This window comes from Actinomadura meyerae (genome assembly GCF_900188445.1).
Classification (GTDB): domain Bacteria; phylum Actinomycetota; class Actinomycetes; order Streptosporangiales; family Streptosporangiaceae; genus Spirillospora; species Spirillospora meyerae.
On record NZ_FZOR01000023.1, the window covers coordinates 101,602 to 117,457 of the forward strand.

Annotated in this window: 16 protein-coding genes; 7 read left to right on the plus strand and 9 right to left on the minus strand. The window is 73.5% G+C overall.

Features of this window, described 5'->3' with window-relative positions:
- Positions 1–45 precede the first annotated feature (45 nt).
- Positions 46–582 (minus strand): cysteine dioxygenase, encoded by a 537-nt coding sequence (locus CHF16_RS22990; protein WP_245869054.1) that lies wholly within the window; start codon positions 580–582, stop codon positions 46–48.
- 191 nt (positions 583–773) lie between these two features.
- On the opposite strand from CHF16_RS22990, the gene CHF16_RS22995 reads away from it, so the two are divergent.
- Positions 774–1,781 (plus strand): LacI family DNA-binding transcriptional regulator, encoded by a 1,008-nt coding sequence (locus CHF16_RS22995; protein ID WP_089328172.1) that lies wholly within the window; start codon positions 774–776, stop codon positions 1,779–1,781.
- Positions 1,782–1,787: 6 nt separating this feature from the next.
- Here the strand turns inward: CHF16_RS22995 and CHF16_RS23000 are convergent, their stop codons facing one another.
- Positions 1,788–3,269 carry an aromatic amino acid ammonia-lyase gene (locus tag CHF16_RS23000; RefSeq protein ID WP_089328173.1) on the minus strand — a complete coding sequence of 494 codons (1,482 nt, stop codon included), beginning with the start codon at positions 3,267–3,269 and terminating at the stop codon, positions 1,788–1,790.
- Between the two features lie 159 nt (positions 3,270–3,428).
- Between CHF16_RS23000 and CHF16_RS23005 the strand changes: the two genes are divergently transcribed.
- The 4 genes from CHF16_RS23005 to CHF16_RS23020 are packed head-to-tail and all read left to right on the plus strand — an operon-like array spanning position 3,429 to position 6,926.
- Positions 3,429–4,646, plus strand: coding sequence for an ABC transporter ATP-binding protein (locus tag CHF16_RS23005; protein ID WP_089328174.1), 1,218 nt, complete (start codon positions 3,429–3,431; stop codon positions 4,644–4,646).
- Positions 4,646–5,296: an ABC transporter permease gene (locus tag CHF16_RS23010; protein ID WP_089328175.1), complete on the plus strand. Its 651-nt coding sequence runs from the start codon at positions 4,646–4,648 to the stop codon at positions 5,294–5,296. The genes CHF16_RS23005 and CHF16_RS23010 overlap by 1 nt, the downstream gene beginning before the upstream one ends.
- Complete coding sequence (locus CHF16_RS23015; protein WP_089328176.1) at positions 5,293–5,979, plus strand: ABC transporter permease; 687 nt, start codon at positions 5,293–5,295, stop codon at positions 5,977–5,979. The genes CHF16_RS23010 and CHF16_RS23015 overlap by 4 nt, the downstream gene beginning before the upstream one ends.
- 20 nt (positions 5,980–5,999) lie before the next feature.
- Complete coding sequence (locus CHF16_RS23020; protein ID WP_089328177.1) at positions 6,000–6,926, plus strand: ABC transporter substrate-binding protein; 927 nt, start codon at positions 6,000–6,002, stop codon at positions 6,924–6,926.
- 75 nt (positions 6,927–7,001) lie between these two features.
- On the opposite strand, the gene CHF16_RS23025 is transcribed toward CHF16_RS23020, so the two are convergent.
- A complete protein-coding gene (locus CHF16_RS23025) occupies positions 7,002–7,979 on the minus strand; it encodes a hypothetical protein (RefSeq protein ID WP_143228097.1) in 978 nt (325 codons plus the stop codon).
- 85 nt (positions 7,980–8,064) lie between these two features.
- Positions 8,065–8,949: an endonuclease/exonuclease/phosphatase family protein gene (locus CHF16_RS23030; RefSeq protein ID WP_089328179.1), complete on the minus strand. Its 885-nt coding sequence runs from the start codon at positions 8,947–8,949 to the stop codon at positions 8,065–8,067.
- Between the two features lie 160 nt (positions 8,950–9,109).
- On the opposite strand from CHF16_RS23030, the gene CHF16_RS23035 reads away from it, so the two are divergent.
- On the plus strand, positions 9,110–11,311 hold the full coding sequence (locus CHF16_RS23035) for an MMPL family transporter (RefSeq protein WP_245869058.1): 2,202 nt from the start codon (positions 9,110–9,112) through the stop codon (positions 11,309–11,311).
- A gap of 25 nt (positions 11,312–11,336) precedes the next feature.
- Here CHF16_RS23035 and CHF16_RS23040 read toward each other — a convergent pair whose 3' ends face one another.
- Positions 11,337–11,834: a DUF4189 domain-containing protein gene (locus CHF16_RS23040; protein WP_089328180.1), complete on the minus strand. Its 498-nt coding sequence runs from the start codon at positions 11,832–11,834 to the stop codon at positions 11,337–11,339.
- 264 nt (positions 11,835–12,098) lie between these two features.
- Positions 12,099–12,602, minus strand: a complete 504-nt coding sequence (locus CHF16_RS23045; RefSeq protein WP_089328181.1) for a DUF4189 domain-containing protein — start codon at positions 12,600–12,602, stop codon at positions 12,099–12,101.
- 343 nt (positions 12,603–12,945) lie between these two features.
- Between CHF16_RS23045 and sepF the strand changes: the two genes are divergently transcribed.
- Positions 12,946–13,209, plus strand: a complete 264-nt coding sequence (gene sepF / locus CHF16_RS23050) for a cell division protein SepF (protein ID WP_089328182.1) — start codon at positions 12,946–12,948, stop codon at positions 13,207–13,209.
- A gap of 71 nt (positions 13,210–13,280) precedes the next feature.
- Here sepF and CHF16_RS23055 read toward each other — a convergent pair whose 3' ends face one another.
- The 3 genes from CHF16_RS23055 to CHF16_RS23065 form a co-directional block, all read right to left on the minus strand.
- Positions 13,281–14,051: an ABC-2 transporter permease gene (locus CHF16_RS23055; protein WP_089328183.1), complete on the minus strand. Its 771-nt coding sequence runs from the start codon at positions 14,049–14,051 to the stop codon at positions 13,281–13,283.
- A complete protein-coding gene (locus CHF16_RS23060; RefSeq protein ID WP_089328184.1) occupies positions 14,048–14,953 on the minus strand; it encodes an ABC transporter ATP-binding protein in 906 nt (301 codons plus the stop codon). The genes CHF16_RS23055 and CHF16_RS23060 overlap by 4 nt, the downstream gene beginning before the upstream one ends.
- 113 nt (positions 14,954–15,066) lie before the next feature.
- The gene (locus CHF16_RS23065) at positions 15,067–15,828 is read right to left on the minus strand and encodes an IclR family transcriptional regulator (RefSeq protein WP_089328185.1); all 762 of its coding nucleotides are present in this window, start codon (positions 15,826–15,828) and stop codon (positions 15,067–15,069) included.
- Positions 15,829–15,856: the final 28 nt, after the last annotated feature.

Below are 15,856 nucleotides of genomic sequence, written 5' to 3' on the forward strand. Positions count from 1 at the left end.
TCCCCCGGTCGGGCTCGCCGGAGGCTCCACCCTGGAACGGTCCCGTCAGGCGGGCGGGGCCGCGTCGCCGTCCTGCGGCCGCAGTTCGTCGGTGTAGCTGACCGGCAGCCGCCGCATCACCCCCGACTCGTCGACGGAGTACTGGCCGAGCCGCTGGAGCGGCGGCGAGTAGGCGTGGATGGAGACGCTGGCCTCCTCCACGCCGGTGAGCCGGTGGATGTGGTCGGGGCCGAAGGCGAACGACTCGCCCTCCCGGACCACCGTCCGCAGCGGCTCGCCGCCCATGCGCGGATTGTTCTCCTCGATGGCCCCGGCGACGACGCGGACGGCGCCCGACGACACGTCGTGGTCGTGCCATCCCGTGTCGTTCTCGGGCGTCCAGCACAGCAGCCAGACGTCCACGTGCTCGTCCCGGTGGAGGGACGCGTAGTGGCGCCGCCCCTCCGGGAACTCGACGTGGGGGCGCCACAGGTCCGGGCGCTCGGCCAGGCCGTCGACCAGCTCCCGCAGCTCGCGCTTGTCGAGGGGACGGCCGGGCAGGTTCTCCAGGCCGGTGGCGCGGGTCAGGACCTCCGAGGACACGGGTGCTCTCCTTTCGGACATGACACAGCCGGACATGACACAGCCGGACATGGCGCAGGGGATGCGGTGAGAAGTCGCTGGACAGCGCTACTGAACCGCATCAGTTAACCGGTTCAGTGAACCGCTTCAGCGCGCGTCCCGTCAAGGTCGTGCTCCTTGTCCTGTCGGTGGCGGCCTCTAGGGTTGGAGGGATGTCGGAGAAGCGCAAGCGCGCGACCATCCGGGAAGTGGCGCAGGCGACCGGTTTGTCGCCTGCGGCGGTGTCGTACGCGCTGCGCGGCATCCAGACCTCGGAGGAGACGCAGGAGCGGGTCCGCGCCGCGGCGGACGAGCTCGGCTACGAGGCCCATCCGATCGCCCGCGCCCTGGCCAGCGGCCGCACCGGCCAGGTCGGGCTGCTGTGCGGCTCCCTGGAGGACTACTGGCAGCAGTCCCTCGCGGTCGGCATCGGCCGGGCGCTGCTCGCCCGCGACCGCTACGCCCTCATCGTGGACGCGGGCGGCGACCCCGAGCGGGAGCTGGCCCTCGCCCGCCGGCTGCGCGACCAGCGGGTGGACGGGCTGATCGTCCAGCCGCTCGACCCGGCCGCCGCGCTGTGGGCGGAGCTGGCCGGCACCGTCCCGGTCGTGTCGATCGGCGACGCGCTGCACGGCGGCAGGGCGCAGGGCGAGGTCGTGTTCGACAACCGGCGCGGCGTCACGCTGGCGCTGGAGCACCTGCGCGACCTCGGGCACGAGCGCCTCACCGTGTTCACCCCGACCCGCGCGAGCACCCCCGACCGCCCCGCCGACGTGCACGTCAACGCCGAGGCCGAGCGGCTCGGCCTGCACGTGGACGTCGTGGTCGTGCCGCAGTCGCTGGCCGCGGCCACCGAGGTCGCGACGCGGGTGCTCGGCGGGCCCGGCCGGCCGTCCGCGGTGTTCTGCTTCGCCGACTCGATCGCCTACGGCGTGTACGCCGCGACCCGCGAGCTCGGCCTCGCCGTCCCCGGCGACGTGGCGGTCTGCGGGTACGACAACCATCCGATGTCGGCGCTGCTCACCCCGCCGCTCACCACCGTCGACTGGGACATCGACGGCATCGTCCACTCCGCCGTCCGGCTCGTCGTGGACGTCATCGACGGCAAGCCGCGCAAGCGCCGCGTGGTGCGCGAGCCGTCGCTGCGCGTCCGCGCCTCGACCGGCGGCCGGGCGCGGTAGGGCCGGTCAGGGATGCAGCCGGGCGAGCCGGGGCAGCAGGTCCGCCGCCGCCGCGATGTCGGCGTCGAGCGGCCGGTCCTCCACCCGCGGGTCGAGGACGGCGGCGGCCAGGTCGGTCGCCGCCCGCAGCGGCCCGCCGGAGGGCGCCCGCCCCTGCATCCGCAGCGCCCGCGCGGCGGCGACCAGCTCGCAGCCGAGCCCGAGCCGGTAGGCGGCGACGGCGTCGGTCGTCGCCCGCGCCGACTGGGTCGAGAAGCCCGCGTGCTCCTCCACGCCGCGCGACAGCACCGCGCTGCCGAGCGCCGCCGGGGTGGCCAGGCGCCGCACGTCGGCGAGGCACGAGTGCGCCACGTACTCCAGGATCATGATCCCGGACGACGCCTCCGTGGCGCCCTGGAACGGGTAGAGGCCGGTGAACGACGGCTCGGCGAGCGTCCCGAGGCGGGCCGCGGCGAGCGCCATCGTCTGGAACAGCGCGGCGCGCGCCGAGTCCAGCGCGAGCCCCACGTAGGCGGTGTGGAAGTTGCCGTTGTGCCAGACCCGCCGCCCGGCGACGTCGACCAGCGGGTTCTCGGCGGCGGCGTTGATCTCCCGGGTGACGACCTCCTCGGCGTACCGCGCCGCCTCCAGTGCCGGCCCGTGCACCTGCGGGAACGCCCGGTACCCGTACGGGTCCTGGATGCGCACCGGCGCGGGCCGGTCGAAGGCGAGCAGCGCCCGCATCGCCGCCGCGGCCTCCCGCTGGCCGGGGTGCGGGCACGCGTCCTGCACCGCCTCGGCGTACGGCTCCTCCGAGCCCCGCACGGCGAAGTGCGACAGCGCCGCGACGACCGTGGAGGCCCGCAGCAGCTCGCGCAGGTCGGCGACCGCGAGCGCCGCCTCGCCGAGCGTCGCGGCGTTGGAGCTGATGAACGCGAGCGCGTCGGCGGAGCCGAGCCGGTAGCCGGGCCCGCGCGGCGCCGCCCCGTCGGGGTCGTCGGCCGCGTCCGGGCCGGCCAGCCACGGCCGCTCGCCGAGCAGGCACAGCGCGGTCGACGCCAGCGCCGTCAGGTCGCCGGTGCCGATCGCCCCGTACACCGGCACCGGAGGAAGGAGGCCCAGATTGAGGACGTCCGCGAGAGCGCCCAGCACGCCCGGTTCCACCCCCGACCCGCCCGCCGCGATCTGGTTCAGCCGGACCGTGAGCATCGCCCGGACGATCTCCGGGGCGACCAGCGGCCCGGCCCCGGCGGCGTGGCTGCGCAGCAGGCGCAGGCCGTGCGCGTCGGAGTCCTCCCACTCCACGTCCACCGCGCGGTTCGCGCCGACGCCGGTCGTCCGCCCGTACACCGGCCGCGTCGCGGCGGCCTCGCGGGCGGCCAGCCACGCGGCGCGGGCCCGCTCGACCCCGTCCGGGCCCATGACGATCGTCACATCCCCGCGGGCCGCCGCGACCACCTGGCCGCACGTGAGCGCGGTCCCGTCGATAACGATTCGGCTGTTCTCCACGCGGCTACGCTACTTTCCCCCGTTTACCGGTAGTTATGCTCGACAACCGACGTTCCGGACAAGCTGGGACACCGAGGTGACCGTACCCATTGGTTACGGTTGGCGGGTAGGCCGAAATCGACCGTCGGCGTCGCGGGCGCCCAACGAGGACGTGAATCGTTGATCACCTTTGAGGGCGTCACCAAGCGCTACCCGGGCGGCACCGTCGCCCTGGACGACGTCAGCCTCGAATGCCCGACCGGGCGCATCACCGTGTTCGTCGGCACGTCCGGCGGCGGCAAGACCACCGCGCTGCGGACCATCAACCGGATGGTCGACCCCACCTCCGGCCGGGTCCTCATCGACGGGCAGGACGTCCGCGAGCGCAAGCCGGCCGAGCTGCGGCGCGGCATCGGCTACGTCATCCAGCACGCCGGGCTGTTCCCGCACCGCACCATCGTCGACAACATCGCCACCGTCCCCTACCTGGTCGGCTGGAACAAGAAGAAGGCGCGCGCGCGGGCGCTGGAGCTGATGGAGCGGGTCGGGCTCGACCCGGCGATGGGCAAGCGGTACCCGTTCCAGCTCTCCGGCGGGCAGCAGCAGCGCGTCGGCGTCGCGCGGGCGCTCGCCGCCGACCCGCCGATCATGCTGATGGACGAGCCCTTCAGCGCCGTCGACCCCGTGGTCCGCGGCGAGTTGCAGGACGAGTTCCTCCGCCTGCAGGACGAGCTGCACAAGACGATCGTGTTCGTCACCCACGACATCGACGAGGCCATCAAGCTCGGCGACCGCATCGCCGTGTTCGAGACCGGCGGCAGGCTCGTCCAGTTCGACAGCCCCGAGGACCTCCTCGCCCGGCCTGCGAACGACTTCGTCGCCGGGTTCATCGGGCGCGACCGCGGCATCCGGCGGCTGTCGTTCGTCCCGGCCGCCTCCGTCCCGCTGAACGAGCGCGGCGTCCTGCCCGCCGGCACCCCGGTGGCCGAGGCCCCGTCCGAGGGGTGGGTCCTGGTCGTGGACGGCGACCGGCGCCCGCTCGGCTGGGCCGCGGCGGGCGACCTGCCGTCCGGCGGCGTGCTCGGCGACGCGCGGCTCGCGCCGGTCGGGCACACCTTCGACGCCGGGGCCGACTCCGTCCGGGCCGCGCTGGACGCCGCGATCCTGTCGCCGTCCGGCCGCGCCGTGGCCGTCGACGCCGGCGGGCGGCTCGCGGGCGTCGCCGACCAGCAGGACCTGACCGCCGCCATCACCCGCTCCGCCGCCGGCACCGAGCCCGCCGCCGCGGGGTCCGCGGCCGACACCGAGCCCGCCGCCGACGCGGAGCCCGCAGCGGACGCCGAGCCCGCCACGGACGCCGAGCCCGGCGCGCCGACCCTCTCCAAGGAGGGCGGCTGATGGACATCGACTGGGGCTGGATCGGCGAGCACACCGACTCGCTGGGCGAGCACGCCCTCCTGCACCTGCGGCTCGCGCTGCTGCCGGTGCTGTTCGGGCTGCTCATCTCGCTGCCGCTCGGCGTGCTGTGCCGCCGCTGGGGCTGGCTGTACCCGCCCGCGCTGACGCTCTCGAACGTGCTGTACGCGATCCCGTCGCTGGCGCTGTTCATGCTGTTCATCGACTACACCGGGCTGAACCCGGCCACGGTGATGATCCCGCTGACCCTCTACAGCCTGTCGGTGCTCGTCCCGAACGTCGTGGACGGCCTGGCGTCGGTGTCCGACCCCGTCCGGCAGGCCGCCACCGCGATGGGCTTCGGGCCGCTGCGCCGGCTGCTCCAGGTCGAGCTGCCGATCGCGGTCCCGATCGTCATCGCCGGGACGCGGGTCGCCGCGGTCTCCTCCATCAGCCTCGTCGCGGTCGGCCAGCTGATCGGGCAGGGCGGGCTCGGCGAGGACATCATCCGCGGCTACCAGCTCCAGTTCCAGACGCAGATCATCGCGGCGACCGTCCTGATCGTCCTGCTGGCCCTGGTCACGGACGCGATCCTGGTCACCGTCCAGCGGCTGCTGACGCCCTGGGCGCGGGCAGCTCGGGGGGCATCGTGAACGACGTGTGGCACCAGATCGACCTGTTCTGGACGTGGCTGACCGCCTCGTCCCAGTGGCACGGCGCCGACGGCATCCCGCACCGGCTGCTCCAGCACCTCTACTACAGCGGCGTGTCGCTGGCCGCCGCCGCGGTGATCGGGCTGGCGCTCGGCCTGCTCATCGGGCACACCGGCCGCGGCGGCTTCCTCGCCATCACGCTCGCCAACTTCGCCCGCGCGATCCCCACCTTCGGGCTCATCCTGTTCATCGTCGTGATCGAGTACAGCATCACGCCGGTGCTGGTCGCGCTGGTGGCGCTGGCCGTCCCCCCGATCCTGGTGAACACCTTCGAGGGCATCCGCGGCGTCGACGCCGACGCCAAGGACGCCGCGCGCGGCATGGGCATGACCGGCTGGGGCGTGCTCTGGCACGCGGAGCTGCCGATGGCGCTGCCGCTGATCCTGCTCGGCCTGCGCACGTCGGCGATCCAGGTCGTCGCCACCGCGACCATCGCGGCCTACCCCGGCTTCGGCGGCCTCGGCCGCTACATCATCGACGGGCTGGCCCGCAACGACTACCAGCTCGTGATCGGGGGGACCGTGCTGGTCGTCCTGCTCGCCCTGATCGTCCAGTTCGTCTTCGCGGCACTGCGCCGCGTCGTGATCTCGCCGGGACTGCTCGGCTCCGCCCGTTCCTCCTGACCGACCGAAGGACAAGGACCATGAAGAAACTCATCCGCGGCGCGGCGATCGGCCTCGCGGCCGCCCTGACGCTGTCGGCCTGCGGCGGCGGGGACTCGTCCGGCGACGATGAGAACCCGCTCGCCGGCGGCGGCGGCAACGGCACGATCACCGTCGGCGGCGCCAACTTCCCCGAGAGCAACCTGCTCGGCGAGATCTACGCGCAGGCGCTGGAGGGCAAGGGCCTGAAGGTGACCCGCAAGTTCAACATCGGCGCCCGCGAGATCTACTACGACCAGGTCGTCAAGGGCGGCATCAGCGTGATGCCGGAGTACAACGGCGCCCTGCTCACCACCTCGGTGGACAAGAGCAGCACCGCCGCGACGACCGAGGAGATCAACGCCGCGCTCAAGGCGAAGCTGCCGCCGTCGGTGGAGATCCTCGACTCGGCCCAGGCCGAGGACAAGGACTCCGTCACCGTCAACCCGCAGACGGCCGCGAAGTACAGCCTGAAGTCCATCGCCGACCTCAAGCCGGTCGCCAAGGACCTCGTCATCGCCGGTCCGTCGGAGTTCAAGACCCGCCAGCAGGGCCTCGTCGGCCTGCAGAAGGTCTACGGCCTGGAGTTCAAGAAGTTCCAGCCGTTCGACGCGGGCGCCCAGGCCACCCTGGTTAAGCTGCTCACCGAGAACAAGATCCAGGCCGCCGACCTGTTCACCACCGACCCGACCATCCAGCAGAACAAGCTGGTCGTCCTGGAGGACCCGGAGAACGTCTTCAGCGCCCAGAACGTCACGCCGCTGATCAACAAGGAGGCGGTGAACGACCAGGCGAAGGCGGCGCTCAACGCCGTGTCCGCCAAGCTCACCACCCAGGACCTCCTGGACATGATGAAGCGCATCGCCATCGACAAGGACGACCAGGAGAAGGTCGCCGAGGAGTGGCTGAAGAAGTCCGGCCTGGCCTGACGCCCACTACCGCAGGGGCTCGTCGCGCGCCGCGCGGCGGGCCCCCTTGCGTTCTGGACGGCGGGCCCGTCACGGTCACCGTGGGGGCATGGGGACGGTCCGGTAGGGCTCGATCCAGTCGCCTTCGCGGAGGTCGGGGAAGTCGACGGCGACCCGCATCTTGGAGTTGGGCCCGGGGCGCAGTGACCGCTCCAGCAGGCCCTGCGCGACCACGCTGCGGATGCTCGCTCCGTCGGCGATGACGGTCCTGCCGCGCAGGACGCGGGCGCGGTGCCCCGCCGCGAGCCCTTCGGCCGGATTCGCCGACTGCACGTACTCCCTGATCGGCAGGACCACGGCGCGGGTCACGGAACCGGTGGCCTCGATGCCGGTGACGCTGAGCGTGGACGTCCGCTCCTCCGTCGTCTCCGGGGCGGGCACGGCGTAGGCGACGACGGTGTCTCCGTCGCACAGGTCAGGGTGCCCGAGGTAGAGCGTCCCCGGCCCGCCCGCCGCCAGCTCGTCCAGCGGCCGGCCTGCGTCATCGGTCACGAGCAGCAGCCGCAGCGCGTCGGCGAGGGGGCGGCCCCGGCGGACGACCCGCACCCGGTCGCCCGCCCGCAGACGGCCCTCGACGGCCTCGGCCACCGCGCCGGGCCCCGCCAGCGGATCATCGGCCGTCCCGCGCACGGTGGCGCGTCCGAGGGGGACTTCCCGCTCGCCGGGCACGGCCCAGCAGGCGGCCGCCGGTTCGGCGCGGGTGTAGAACTCGAACTGGTCGTCCGCGCGGACCCCGCCGTGCCCGGCCGCCACCGCGACCCGCCGGAACTGGCCGATCGCGGCCCGCGCCTCCAGCCGCGTCCCGATGACCTTCTCCCTGATCAGCGCCCCCGCGCGGAGGTCCTCGGCGATCAGGGCCCCGCCCCGGAACAGCCGCGCCCGGACGCCCCGCGGAAGCTCGCCGCCCTGCCCCCGGCCCTGGGGCAGCTCGCCGAATCCCGGCGTCTCCCGGAAGCTCGACACCCTCATCCAGCAATGACGTCGCTCGCCCAGCCAGGCCGAGTCCTCACCCATGAGGTGTCCCCAATCGTCCCGGTACCTCCGGAGATGCGGCAGCCTACCGCCGGTGCGGGCGGGGGGGTCAGCGCGCGCGGGGGCGTCAACCGACCTTCAGGTGGGCGATCACGGGGTCGTGGTCGGAGGGGTAGGTGTCGCCGTCGCGGTAGGGGTCAATCTCCGTCCAGACCGTGCGGACGCCGCCGCGCGCCAGGATCCAGTCGATGCGCCGGCCGTCCCGCTCCGGCGGGAGCCAGTGGTTCTCGGTGCGGTACTGCGGGCCGTGCCGGTCGGCGGTCGTCCACGTGTCCCGGAAGGCGTCGGCGCCGGTGAGGATCGAGTACGCCTCCGACGCGCCGGCGGCGGCGTTGAAGTCGCCGGTGAGCACCACGGGCACGCCCGCCTCGAACGCGCGGACCCGGTCGAGGATCAGCCGGGCGCTCTTCACCCGCGAGTCCGCCGACATGTTGTCCAGGTGCGTGTTGGCCTGGTACAGCACCGTTCCGGTGCGGCGGTCGCGGAGCTTGGCCCAGGTCACCATCCGGACGTAGCCGTTGCCCCAGGTGGCCGAGCCGATGACGGACGGGGTGTCGGACAGCCAGAAGTGGTCGAAGTCGAGCACCTCGAACCGGTCCCTGCGGTAGAAGACGGCCAGGAACTGGTCGCGGGTGCCGCCCTGGCTGCCGAGCCCGACCCAGCCGTAGTCCTTCAGCACCCGCGTCAGATCCCGCACCTGGTACCAGCGGGCCTCCTGGACGCCGAGCAGGTCGGGCCGGTGGCGGCGCAGGAGGTGCCGGACGAGCGGCAGGCGGGTCTTCCAGTCCCGCGGCGGCGGGTCGTTCACGCCGCGCAGGTTGTAGGTCATCACGCGGACCGTGCCGTCGCCGTCCGCCCTCGGCGCGCCCAGCACGAAACCGGTGACGAGCACCGCCGCCGCGGCGGCGACCAGTGGCCAGAACCAGCGCCGGCGTCGGACGCGTCCGAGCATCGTTCCCCTCCCGCCGCTTCGAGGATAGATCCTGTGCGGGCGGGCGCCCGGGGGCCGCGGTCCGCTGCGGATTTCCGCAGGGTGCGGGGTGCGGTGATGCGGCGCGATCGGGTGGCTCACCGCATGGGACCGCGAGCGGCCCCGCCCTAGCGTCGTCCGCGTGAAGATCAAGAAACCGGTGACGGTGCGGGTGGCGCGGTGGAGTGCGCGGCGGCCCTGGACGGCGATCGGCCTGTGGACCCTGTTCGTCGTGCTGTGCCTGGCGCTCGGCGGCGCCGCCGGCACCGACAAGATCAGCGACGCGGGGTCCGGGGTCGGGGAGTCGGGGCGGGCCGGGCGCATCGCCGCGTCCGGGCACTTCCCCGAGAAGCCCGAGGAGAGCGTCCTCATCACGCGGACCGACGGCGGGCGGCTGGACGCGCGGACGGCCAAAACCGCCGCGGCGGACGTCGTCCGCCGCATGAGAACCCTCCCCGAGGTCGAGTCGGTCGGACGGCCCGCCCGCTCGCCCGACGGCACGGCCGTGCTGGTGCCGGTCACCATGACGGGCGACACCGAGACCGCCGACCGCCGCGTGGACCCGCTGCTCGCGCAGAGCGCGGAGGTGCAGCGGGCCCACCCCGGCCTGCGCGTGGAGCAGGCCGGGACGGGCTCGACGGCCAAGGGCCTCGGCGAGACGCTCGGCGAGGACTTCCAGCGGGCCGAGTTCATCAGCCTGCCGCTCACCCTGCTGATCATGCTGGTGGTGTTCGGCGCCGTCATCGCCGCGGGCGTGCCCGTGGTGCTGGCGCTGTCCTCGGTCGCCGCCGCGATGGGGCTGTCCGCGCTGGTCTCGCACCTGCTGCCCGCGACGAGCGCGATCGGCAACGTGATCCTGCTGATGGGGATGGCGGTCGGCGTCGACTACTCGCTGTTCTACCTCAAGCGCGAGCGGGAGGAGCGGCGCCGGGGCAGGCCGGACGCGATCGAGGTGGCGGCGGAGACGTCCGGGCACACGGTCGTCGTGTCCGGCATGACGGTGATCGTGGCGATGGCCGGGCTCTACCTGGCCGGGGAGGCGACGTTCTCTTCCCTCGCCACCGGCTCGATCATCGTGGTCGCGGCCGCCGTCCTCGCGTCCCTCACCGTGCTGCCCGCGCTGCTGGCGAAGCTCGGGCGCTGGACGGACCGCCCGAGGATCCCCGTCCTGTGGCGCCTCACCCTCCGCCGCGGGGAGTCGCGGCTGTGGCCCGTGCTGCTGCGTCCCGCGCTCGACCACCCGGCGGCCACCCTGGCGGTCTCCACCGGGCTGCTCCTCCTGCTGGCCGCCCCCGCCCTGGACATGCGGCTCAAGCAGCCGGGCTCGGACGACCTGTCCCGCGACATCGCCGTCGTCCGGTCGATGGACCGGCTGACCCGCGCGTTCCCCAGCGAGGGGACCGTCCACGAGGTCGCGGTGCGCGCCCCTGCGGACAGGTCGGACGAGGTGCGGACGGCCCTCGCCGCCCTGGCCCGGCGCACGGCCGCCGACCCGCTCTTCGCGCACGACCGCCGTCCCGCCGTCAGAACGTCGGCCGACCACCGGGTGCACCTGATCGGCATCGCCACTCCGCACAGCCCCAACAGCGACGGAGCCCGCCGCTCACTGGAGACGCTCCGCGCCTGGGTGCCGCAGGCGGTCGGCACCGTCCCCGGAGCGGAGTACGCCGTCACCGGCAAGGTCGCGGAGGGCGTCGACTTCACCGAGCACCTGGAGAAGCGGCTGCCCCTGGTGGTGGGCTTCGTCCTCCTCCTCACCCTCGCGACGATGGGCCTCATCTTCCGCTCGCCCGCGATCGCCCTGTCGACGACCCTGCTCAACCTGCTGTCGGCCGGCGCGGCGTTCGGCGTGCTCGTGGCCGTCTTCCAGCACACCTGGGCGGAGGGCCTGCTGGACTTCACGTCCTCCGGCGCGATCGTCTCCTGGCTGCCGCTGTTCCTGTTCGTGATGCTGTTCGGGCTGTCGATGGACTACCACGTGTTCGTCGTGAGCCGGATCCGCGAGGCCGCCCGGCGGGGCCTGCCGGCCCGGGACGCCGTCCGCGAGGGCATCACCCGCTCGGCGGGCGTCGTCACCAGCGCCGCGATCGTCATGGTCGCCGTCTTCTCGGTCTTCGGGACGCTCAGCATGGTCGAGTTCAAGCAGCTCGGCGTCGGCCTGGCGGCCGCCATCCTGATCGACGCGGTCGTCATCCGCATCTTCGTCCTGCCCGCGCTCATGGCCCTCCTCGGCCCCTGGAACTGGTGGCCGGACCGTCCGTCCACGCGGATTCCGGACCTGGGCGACGGGCCTGGACGCAGCAACGTGCCCAACCCCGCTGGCTCGGGTTGGGCACGTTACTGAACGGGAGCGGTAGAGGGGCACCGCCTCAGCGGGTGGTGCAGACCCAGGAGATTGAGCGGCCGCCGCCCGCGTTGGAGATGGCGTTGCGTTGGGCGGCGGCCTTGGTGGGTCCGTGGCCTCCCCAGTACTTGTTGGTCTTGGAGTTGTAGGCGACGGCGCCGCAGCCGTTGACGAAGGTGGTGAGGACCTTGCAGCCGGAGGTGGGGCACTCGTTGAGGGCCCGTCTGCGGGCGGCGGCGGCGCTGTCGTAGTCCCAGGCCTTGCCGATCGCGCCGTTGCTTCCTACGGCGATGGCGCCGTAGTTCCGCGGAGGCGGCGAGTACGTGGGCGTCCTGGTCGTCGGCTCCGAGGTCGGGTAGGACGGGGGACTGTACGTGGGCGGCGTGCGCAGGCCGGAGTACGTGGGTCGCGAAGCCACCGACGTCGTGCTCGGGGAGTCATCGTCGTCGGACCAGACCAGCACGACCGCCGCGCCGCCGACCAGCAGCAGGAAGCCGGTGACGGCGATGATGACGACGATCATCGCGTTGCCGCCCTTCTTCGGCGGGCGCGGCCCTCCCGGGCCCCATCCCGGAGGGCCGGGAGGACCGGACGGAGGAAAGTGAGGCGGCGGGCCGCCCTGCGGCGGAGGAGGTGGTTGCACGGTAAAAGCCCCCGGTGTGCGTCGGTATCCGGAAGATCATGGTGAATCTCCCATCGGACGGACGGCCCGACCGCACGGTTCCCTGCTCATCGCGGTTTCGGCTCGCGAGGGTTCCCGGCTCGCCGGCATCGGCCGGCGGGGCTCCTAGCGGGTGGTGCAGACCCAGGTGATCCAGCGGCCGCCACCGGCGTTGGAGATGGCGTTGCGTTGGGCGGCGGCCTTGGTGGGTCCGTGGCCTCCCCAGTACTTGTTGGTCTTGGAGTTGTAGGCGACGGCGCCGCAGCCGTTGACGAAGGTGGTGAGGACCTTGCAGCCGGAGGTGGGGCACTCGTTGAGCGCGCGTCTGCGGGCGGCGGCGGGGCTGTCGTAGTCCCAGGCCTTGCCGATGGCGCCGTTGCGTCCTACGGCGATGGCGCCGTAGTTCTGCGGAGGCGGCGAGTAGGTGGGGGCCGTGCTGGGAGGCTCATAGGTCGGCAAGGACGGAGGGCTGTACGTCGGCGGGCTGTAGGTGGGCGGTGTCGGCAGTCCGGAGAAGGGCGTCGATGCCACCGTGGTCCCGCTCGGGGAGTCATCGTCGTCGGAGAGCAGCACGACGGCGCCGCCGATCAGCAGCAGGAAGCCCGTGACGGCGATGATGACGACGACCATCGCGTTGCCGCCCTTCTTCGGCGGCCGGGGGCCGCCCGGACCCCATCCGGGGGGACCGCCGGGCGGCTGCCCCCAGCCGGGAGAGCCGGGAGGGCCGGGAGGACGCGGAGGCCCGCTATAGGGCGGTTGCGGTGGTTGCACGGTGAAAGCCCCCGGAGTGCTGTGACATTCCGGAAGATCATAGCGATTCCTCCATTCCTCGGCCACGGTCGGAGACGGAATTGAGTCCTGTCGGAAATGTTCGCCCCCTTGTTCGAACGGAACGGATTTGACGGCGGAGGAACGAGGGGGCGGGAGGGGCGGTGGTGGTTGCGCCGGGCGCGGGCGCGGGCACACTTGACCCGTGATCAGAACGCTGCGCCCCAAGGACTACAACGAGGTCCTCCACGTCGGGCACTTCTTCCGCAAGGGTGACCCTGTGCTCATGGATCTCACCGAGGTGACCGACGACGTGGCCCGGCAGCTGGTGGATTTCTGCGCCGGGCTCATCTGCGGGCGAGGCGGTGAGATGGAGCGGCTGGACAGGAGGCTGTTCCTCCTCCAGCCCCCGGCCAGGCCCCGGATCGACGCCGCGCACATCCCGGACCTGGCCCACGTCGCCGACTGATCCGCCGCGCGGCGCCCGCCCGGAAGGGCCCGCGCGGGCCGGGCGCCGGTCGGGTGCCGGTCGGGTGCCGGTCAGGCGTCGCGGCGGCGCAGGACGGTGATCCCGCCCCACAGCGCGGCCGCCGTCCACGCGGCGATGATCAGCAGCGCGACCGCCGCCGGATAGGGGCCGTCGCCGTCCAGCAGGTGCCGTCCGGCGGTGCTCGGCAGCCCGTCGGCGACGTCCTTCAGCAGCTCCGCCCGCGCGTTCACCAGCGTGATCGGCAGCACGAGGACGAACAGGAACGCGGCGGTGATCGTCACCGCGGTGCTGCGCAGCATGGCCGCGACGCCCAGGATGAACGCGCTCATCACCGCCAGGTACACGCCCGTCAGCAGCGCGTCGCGCACGGCGTCCCCGGCGTCCAGGCGCCCCCACTTCCCGAGCCACGGGTAGGCGATCGCCGTGCCGGTCAGCGCGAGGACCACGCCGGTGGGGAACATGACCGCCACCGCGACGAGCGCCTTCGCCGACAGCAGCCGGCCGCACGGCGGCACCCACTGGAGCGTCGCCCGGATGCTGCCCGTCGCGTACTCACCGGTGATCATCAGGATGGCGAGGGCGAGGACGACGAACTGCACCATGTCCACCGAGCCGGTGGCGATCCCGCTCACCGACACCACCCCGGGCGGTTCCTCCCCGGCGGGCGGGTGGGTGTTGTTCGCGACCGTCCCCTGCGCCAGGATCACCGACATCAGGGCCATCAGCAGCACCGCACCGGCCAGGCCCCACCAGGTGGAGCGGACCGACCACAGCTTCGTCCACTCCGCCGCCAGCGCCCCCGGCAGACCGCCGCGCCTCATCGTCCCACCCCGTACTCCACGCTCGCCCCGGTCAGTTCCAGGTACGCCTCTTCGAGGGACGCCTCGACGGCCCGCAGCTCCAGCACCGGCACCCCCGCCTCGAAGGCGATGAGCCCGACCCGGTCCACCGGTACGCCCGTCACCTCCAGTCCGTCCTCGTCCATCCGCCGGACCGCGGCCCCGACGGCGGTCAGCCGCGCCGCCAGGTCGGCCGCGCCCGGCGTGCGCACCCGGACGGCGTTGCCGGACCCGCGCGCGATGACCTCGCCCATGGGGGCGTCCGCGAGCAGCCGGCCCCGGCCGATGACCACCAGCCGGTCGGCGGTGAGCTGCATCTCGCTCATCAGGTGGGACGACACGAACACCGTGCGCCCCTCCGCCGCGAGGCCGCGCATCAGGCCCCGCACCCACAGCACCCCGTCCGGGTCGAGCCCGTTCACCGGCTCGTCGAACATCAGCACCGGCGGGTCGCCGAGCAGCGCGCCCGCGATGCCGAGCCGCTGCCGCATGCCGAGCGAGTACGAGCCGGCCCGCCTGCCCGCGACCGCCTCCAGCCCGACCAGGCCGAGGACCTCGTCGACCCGCGACCGGTCGATGCCGTTGCTGCGGGCCATCGCGAGCAGGTGCGCCCGCGCCGGCCGGCCCGGATGGACGGAGCCCGCGTCCAGCAGCGCCCCGACCTCGCGCAGCGGGCGCGGCAGGCCCGCGTAGCGCCGCCCGCCGACCAGCGCCTCGCCCGCGCTCGGCCGGTCCAGCCCGACGATCATCCGCATGGTCGTCGACTTGCCCGCGCCGTTCGGGCCGAGGAACCCGGTGACCTTCCCGGCCGCCACCTCCAGCGTCAGGCCGTCCACCGCCGTCCTGTCCCCGTACCGCTTCGTCAGGCCCCGCAACGTGATCAAGAAGGTCTCCCCCCGGTGGTCGGTCGTTCCGGGTTCGAACCTAGGAATCAGGGGGCGGCGGACGCTCCGCCCGAACGCCATCCGCCGCCCCTGTCTTCCGGCAGGGGTCCGCCTCAGCCGGGGAGACGGCCGGTGAGGCGGGTCGTCAGCGCCTCGGCCGTCCTGCGGACGGGCGCGGCGAGCCGCGGCCAGGTCTCCACCGGGTGCGCGTCGCGGCGGAAGGTGACGGTGATCGCGGCGGTGGGGTGGCCGGTGTGGTCGAAGGCGCAGGCGGCGATGCTGGCGAACCCCTCGGTGATGTGGCCGTCCTCGACCGACCAGCCCCGGCGCGCGTCCTCGGCGAGGGTGCGGCGCAGCTCGCGCAGGGACACGGGGCCCCGGCCCGTCCGGTCGACGAAGCGGCCCGGGAACAGGGCCCGCACCTGCGCGGGCGGCAGGTGCGCGAGCAGCGACAGGCCGCTCGCGGTCAGGTGGGCGGGCATCCGGACGCCCACGTCGGTGACGAGGGTGGCGTGCCGGGGCGGCTGCTCCTTCAGCAGGTACAGGGTCTCCGCGCCGTGCAGGACGCCCAGCTGCGCGATCTCGCCGACCCGGTCGACGAGGCGGCGCAGCAGCGGGCGCGCCAGCCGCTCCAGCGGCTCGTGGCGCAGGTACGCGGAGCCGATCTCGAACGCCGCGACGCCGAGGCCCCAGCGGCGCTCCTCCGGGACGTAGGCGACGAAGCCGTCCGCCGCCATCGCGGTGAGCAGGTGGTAGGTGCTGGAGCGCGGGAGGTCCAGGGACCGGGCGATGGACGAGGCGGGCAGCGGCCCGGGCGCCGCGGCCAGCAGGCGCAGCACCGCCAGGGCGCGGCGGGCTGCGGGGACCTGCGACATGGCCGCATTGTCTCGTATCCGAGACAGA

Excerpts from the sequence above, each read along its gene's own strand:
- CHF16_RS23065 (WP_089328185.1), bottom strand. The coding sequence starts at position 15,828 with ATGTCGCAGGTCCCCGCAGCCCGCCGCGCCCTGGCGGTGCTGCGCCTG.
- CHF16_RS23010 (WP_089328175.1), top strand. The coding sequence starts at position 4,646 with ATGGACATCGACTGGGGCTGGATCGGCGAGCACACCGACTCGCTGGGC.
- CHF16_RS23040 (WP_089328180.1), bottom strand. The coding sequence starts at position 11,834 with ATGATCGTCGTCATCATCGCCGTCACCGGCTTCCTGCTGCTGGTCGGC.
- CHF16_RS23045 (WP_089328181.1), bottom strand. The coding sequence starts at position 12,602 with ATGGTCGTCGTCATCATCGCCGTCACGGGCTTCCTGCTGCTGATCGGC.
- CHF16_RS23025 (WP_143228097.1), bottom strand. The coding sequence starts at position 7,979 with ATGGGTGAGGACTCGGCCTGGCTGGGCGAGCGACGTCATTGCTGGATG.
- CHF16_RS23030 (WP_089328179.1), bottom strand. The coding sequence starts at position 8,949 with ATGCTCGGACGCGTCCGACGCCGGCGCTGGTTCTGGCCACTGGTCGCC.
- CHF16_RS23055 (WP_089328183.1), bottom strand. The coding sequence starts at position 14,051 with ATGAGGCGCGGCGGTCTGCCGGGGGCGCTGGCGGCGGAGTGGACGAAG.
- CHF16_RS22995 (WP_089328172.1), top strand. The coding sequence starts at position 774 with ATGTCGGAGAAGCGCAAGCGCGCGACCATCCGGGAAGTGGCGCAGGCG.
- CHF16_RS23020 (WP_089328177.1), top strand. The coding sequence starts at position 6,000 with ATGAAGAAACTCATCCGCGGCGCGGCGATCGGCCTCGCGGCCGCCCTG.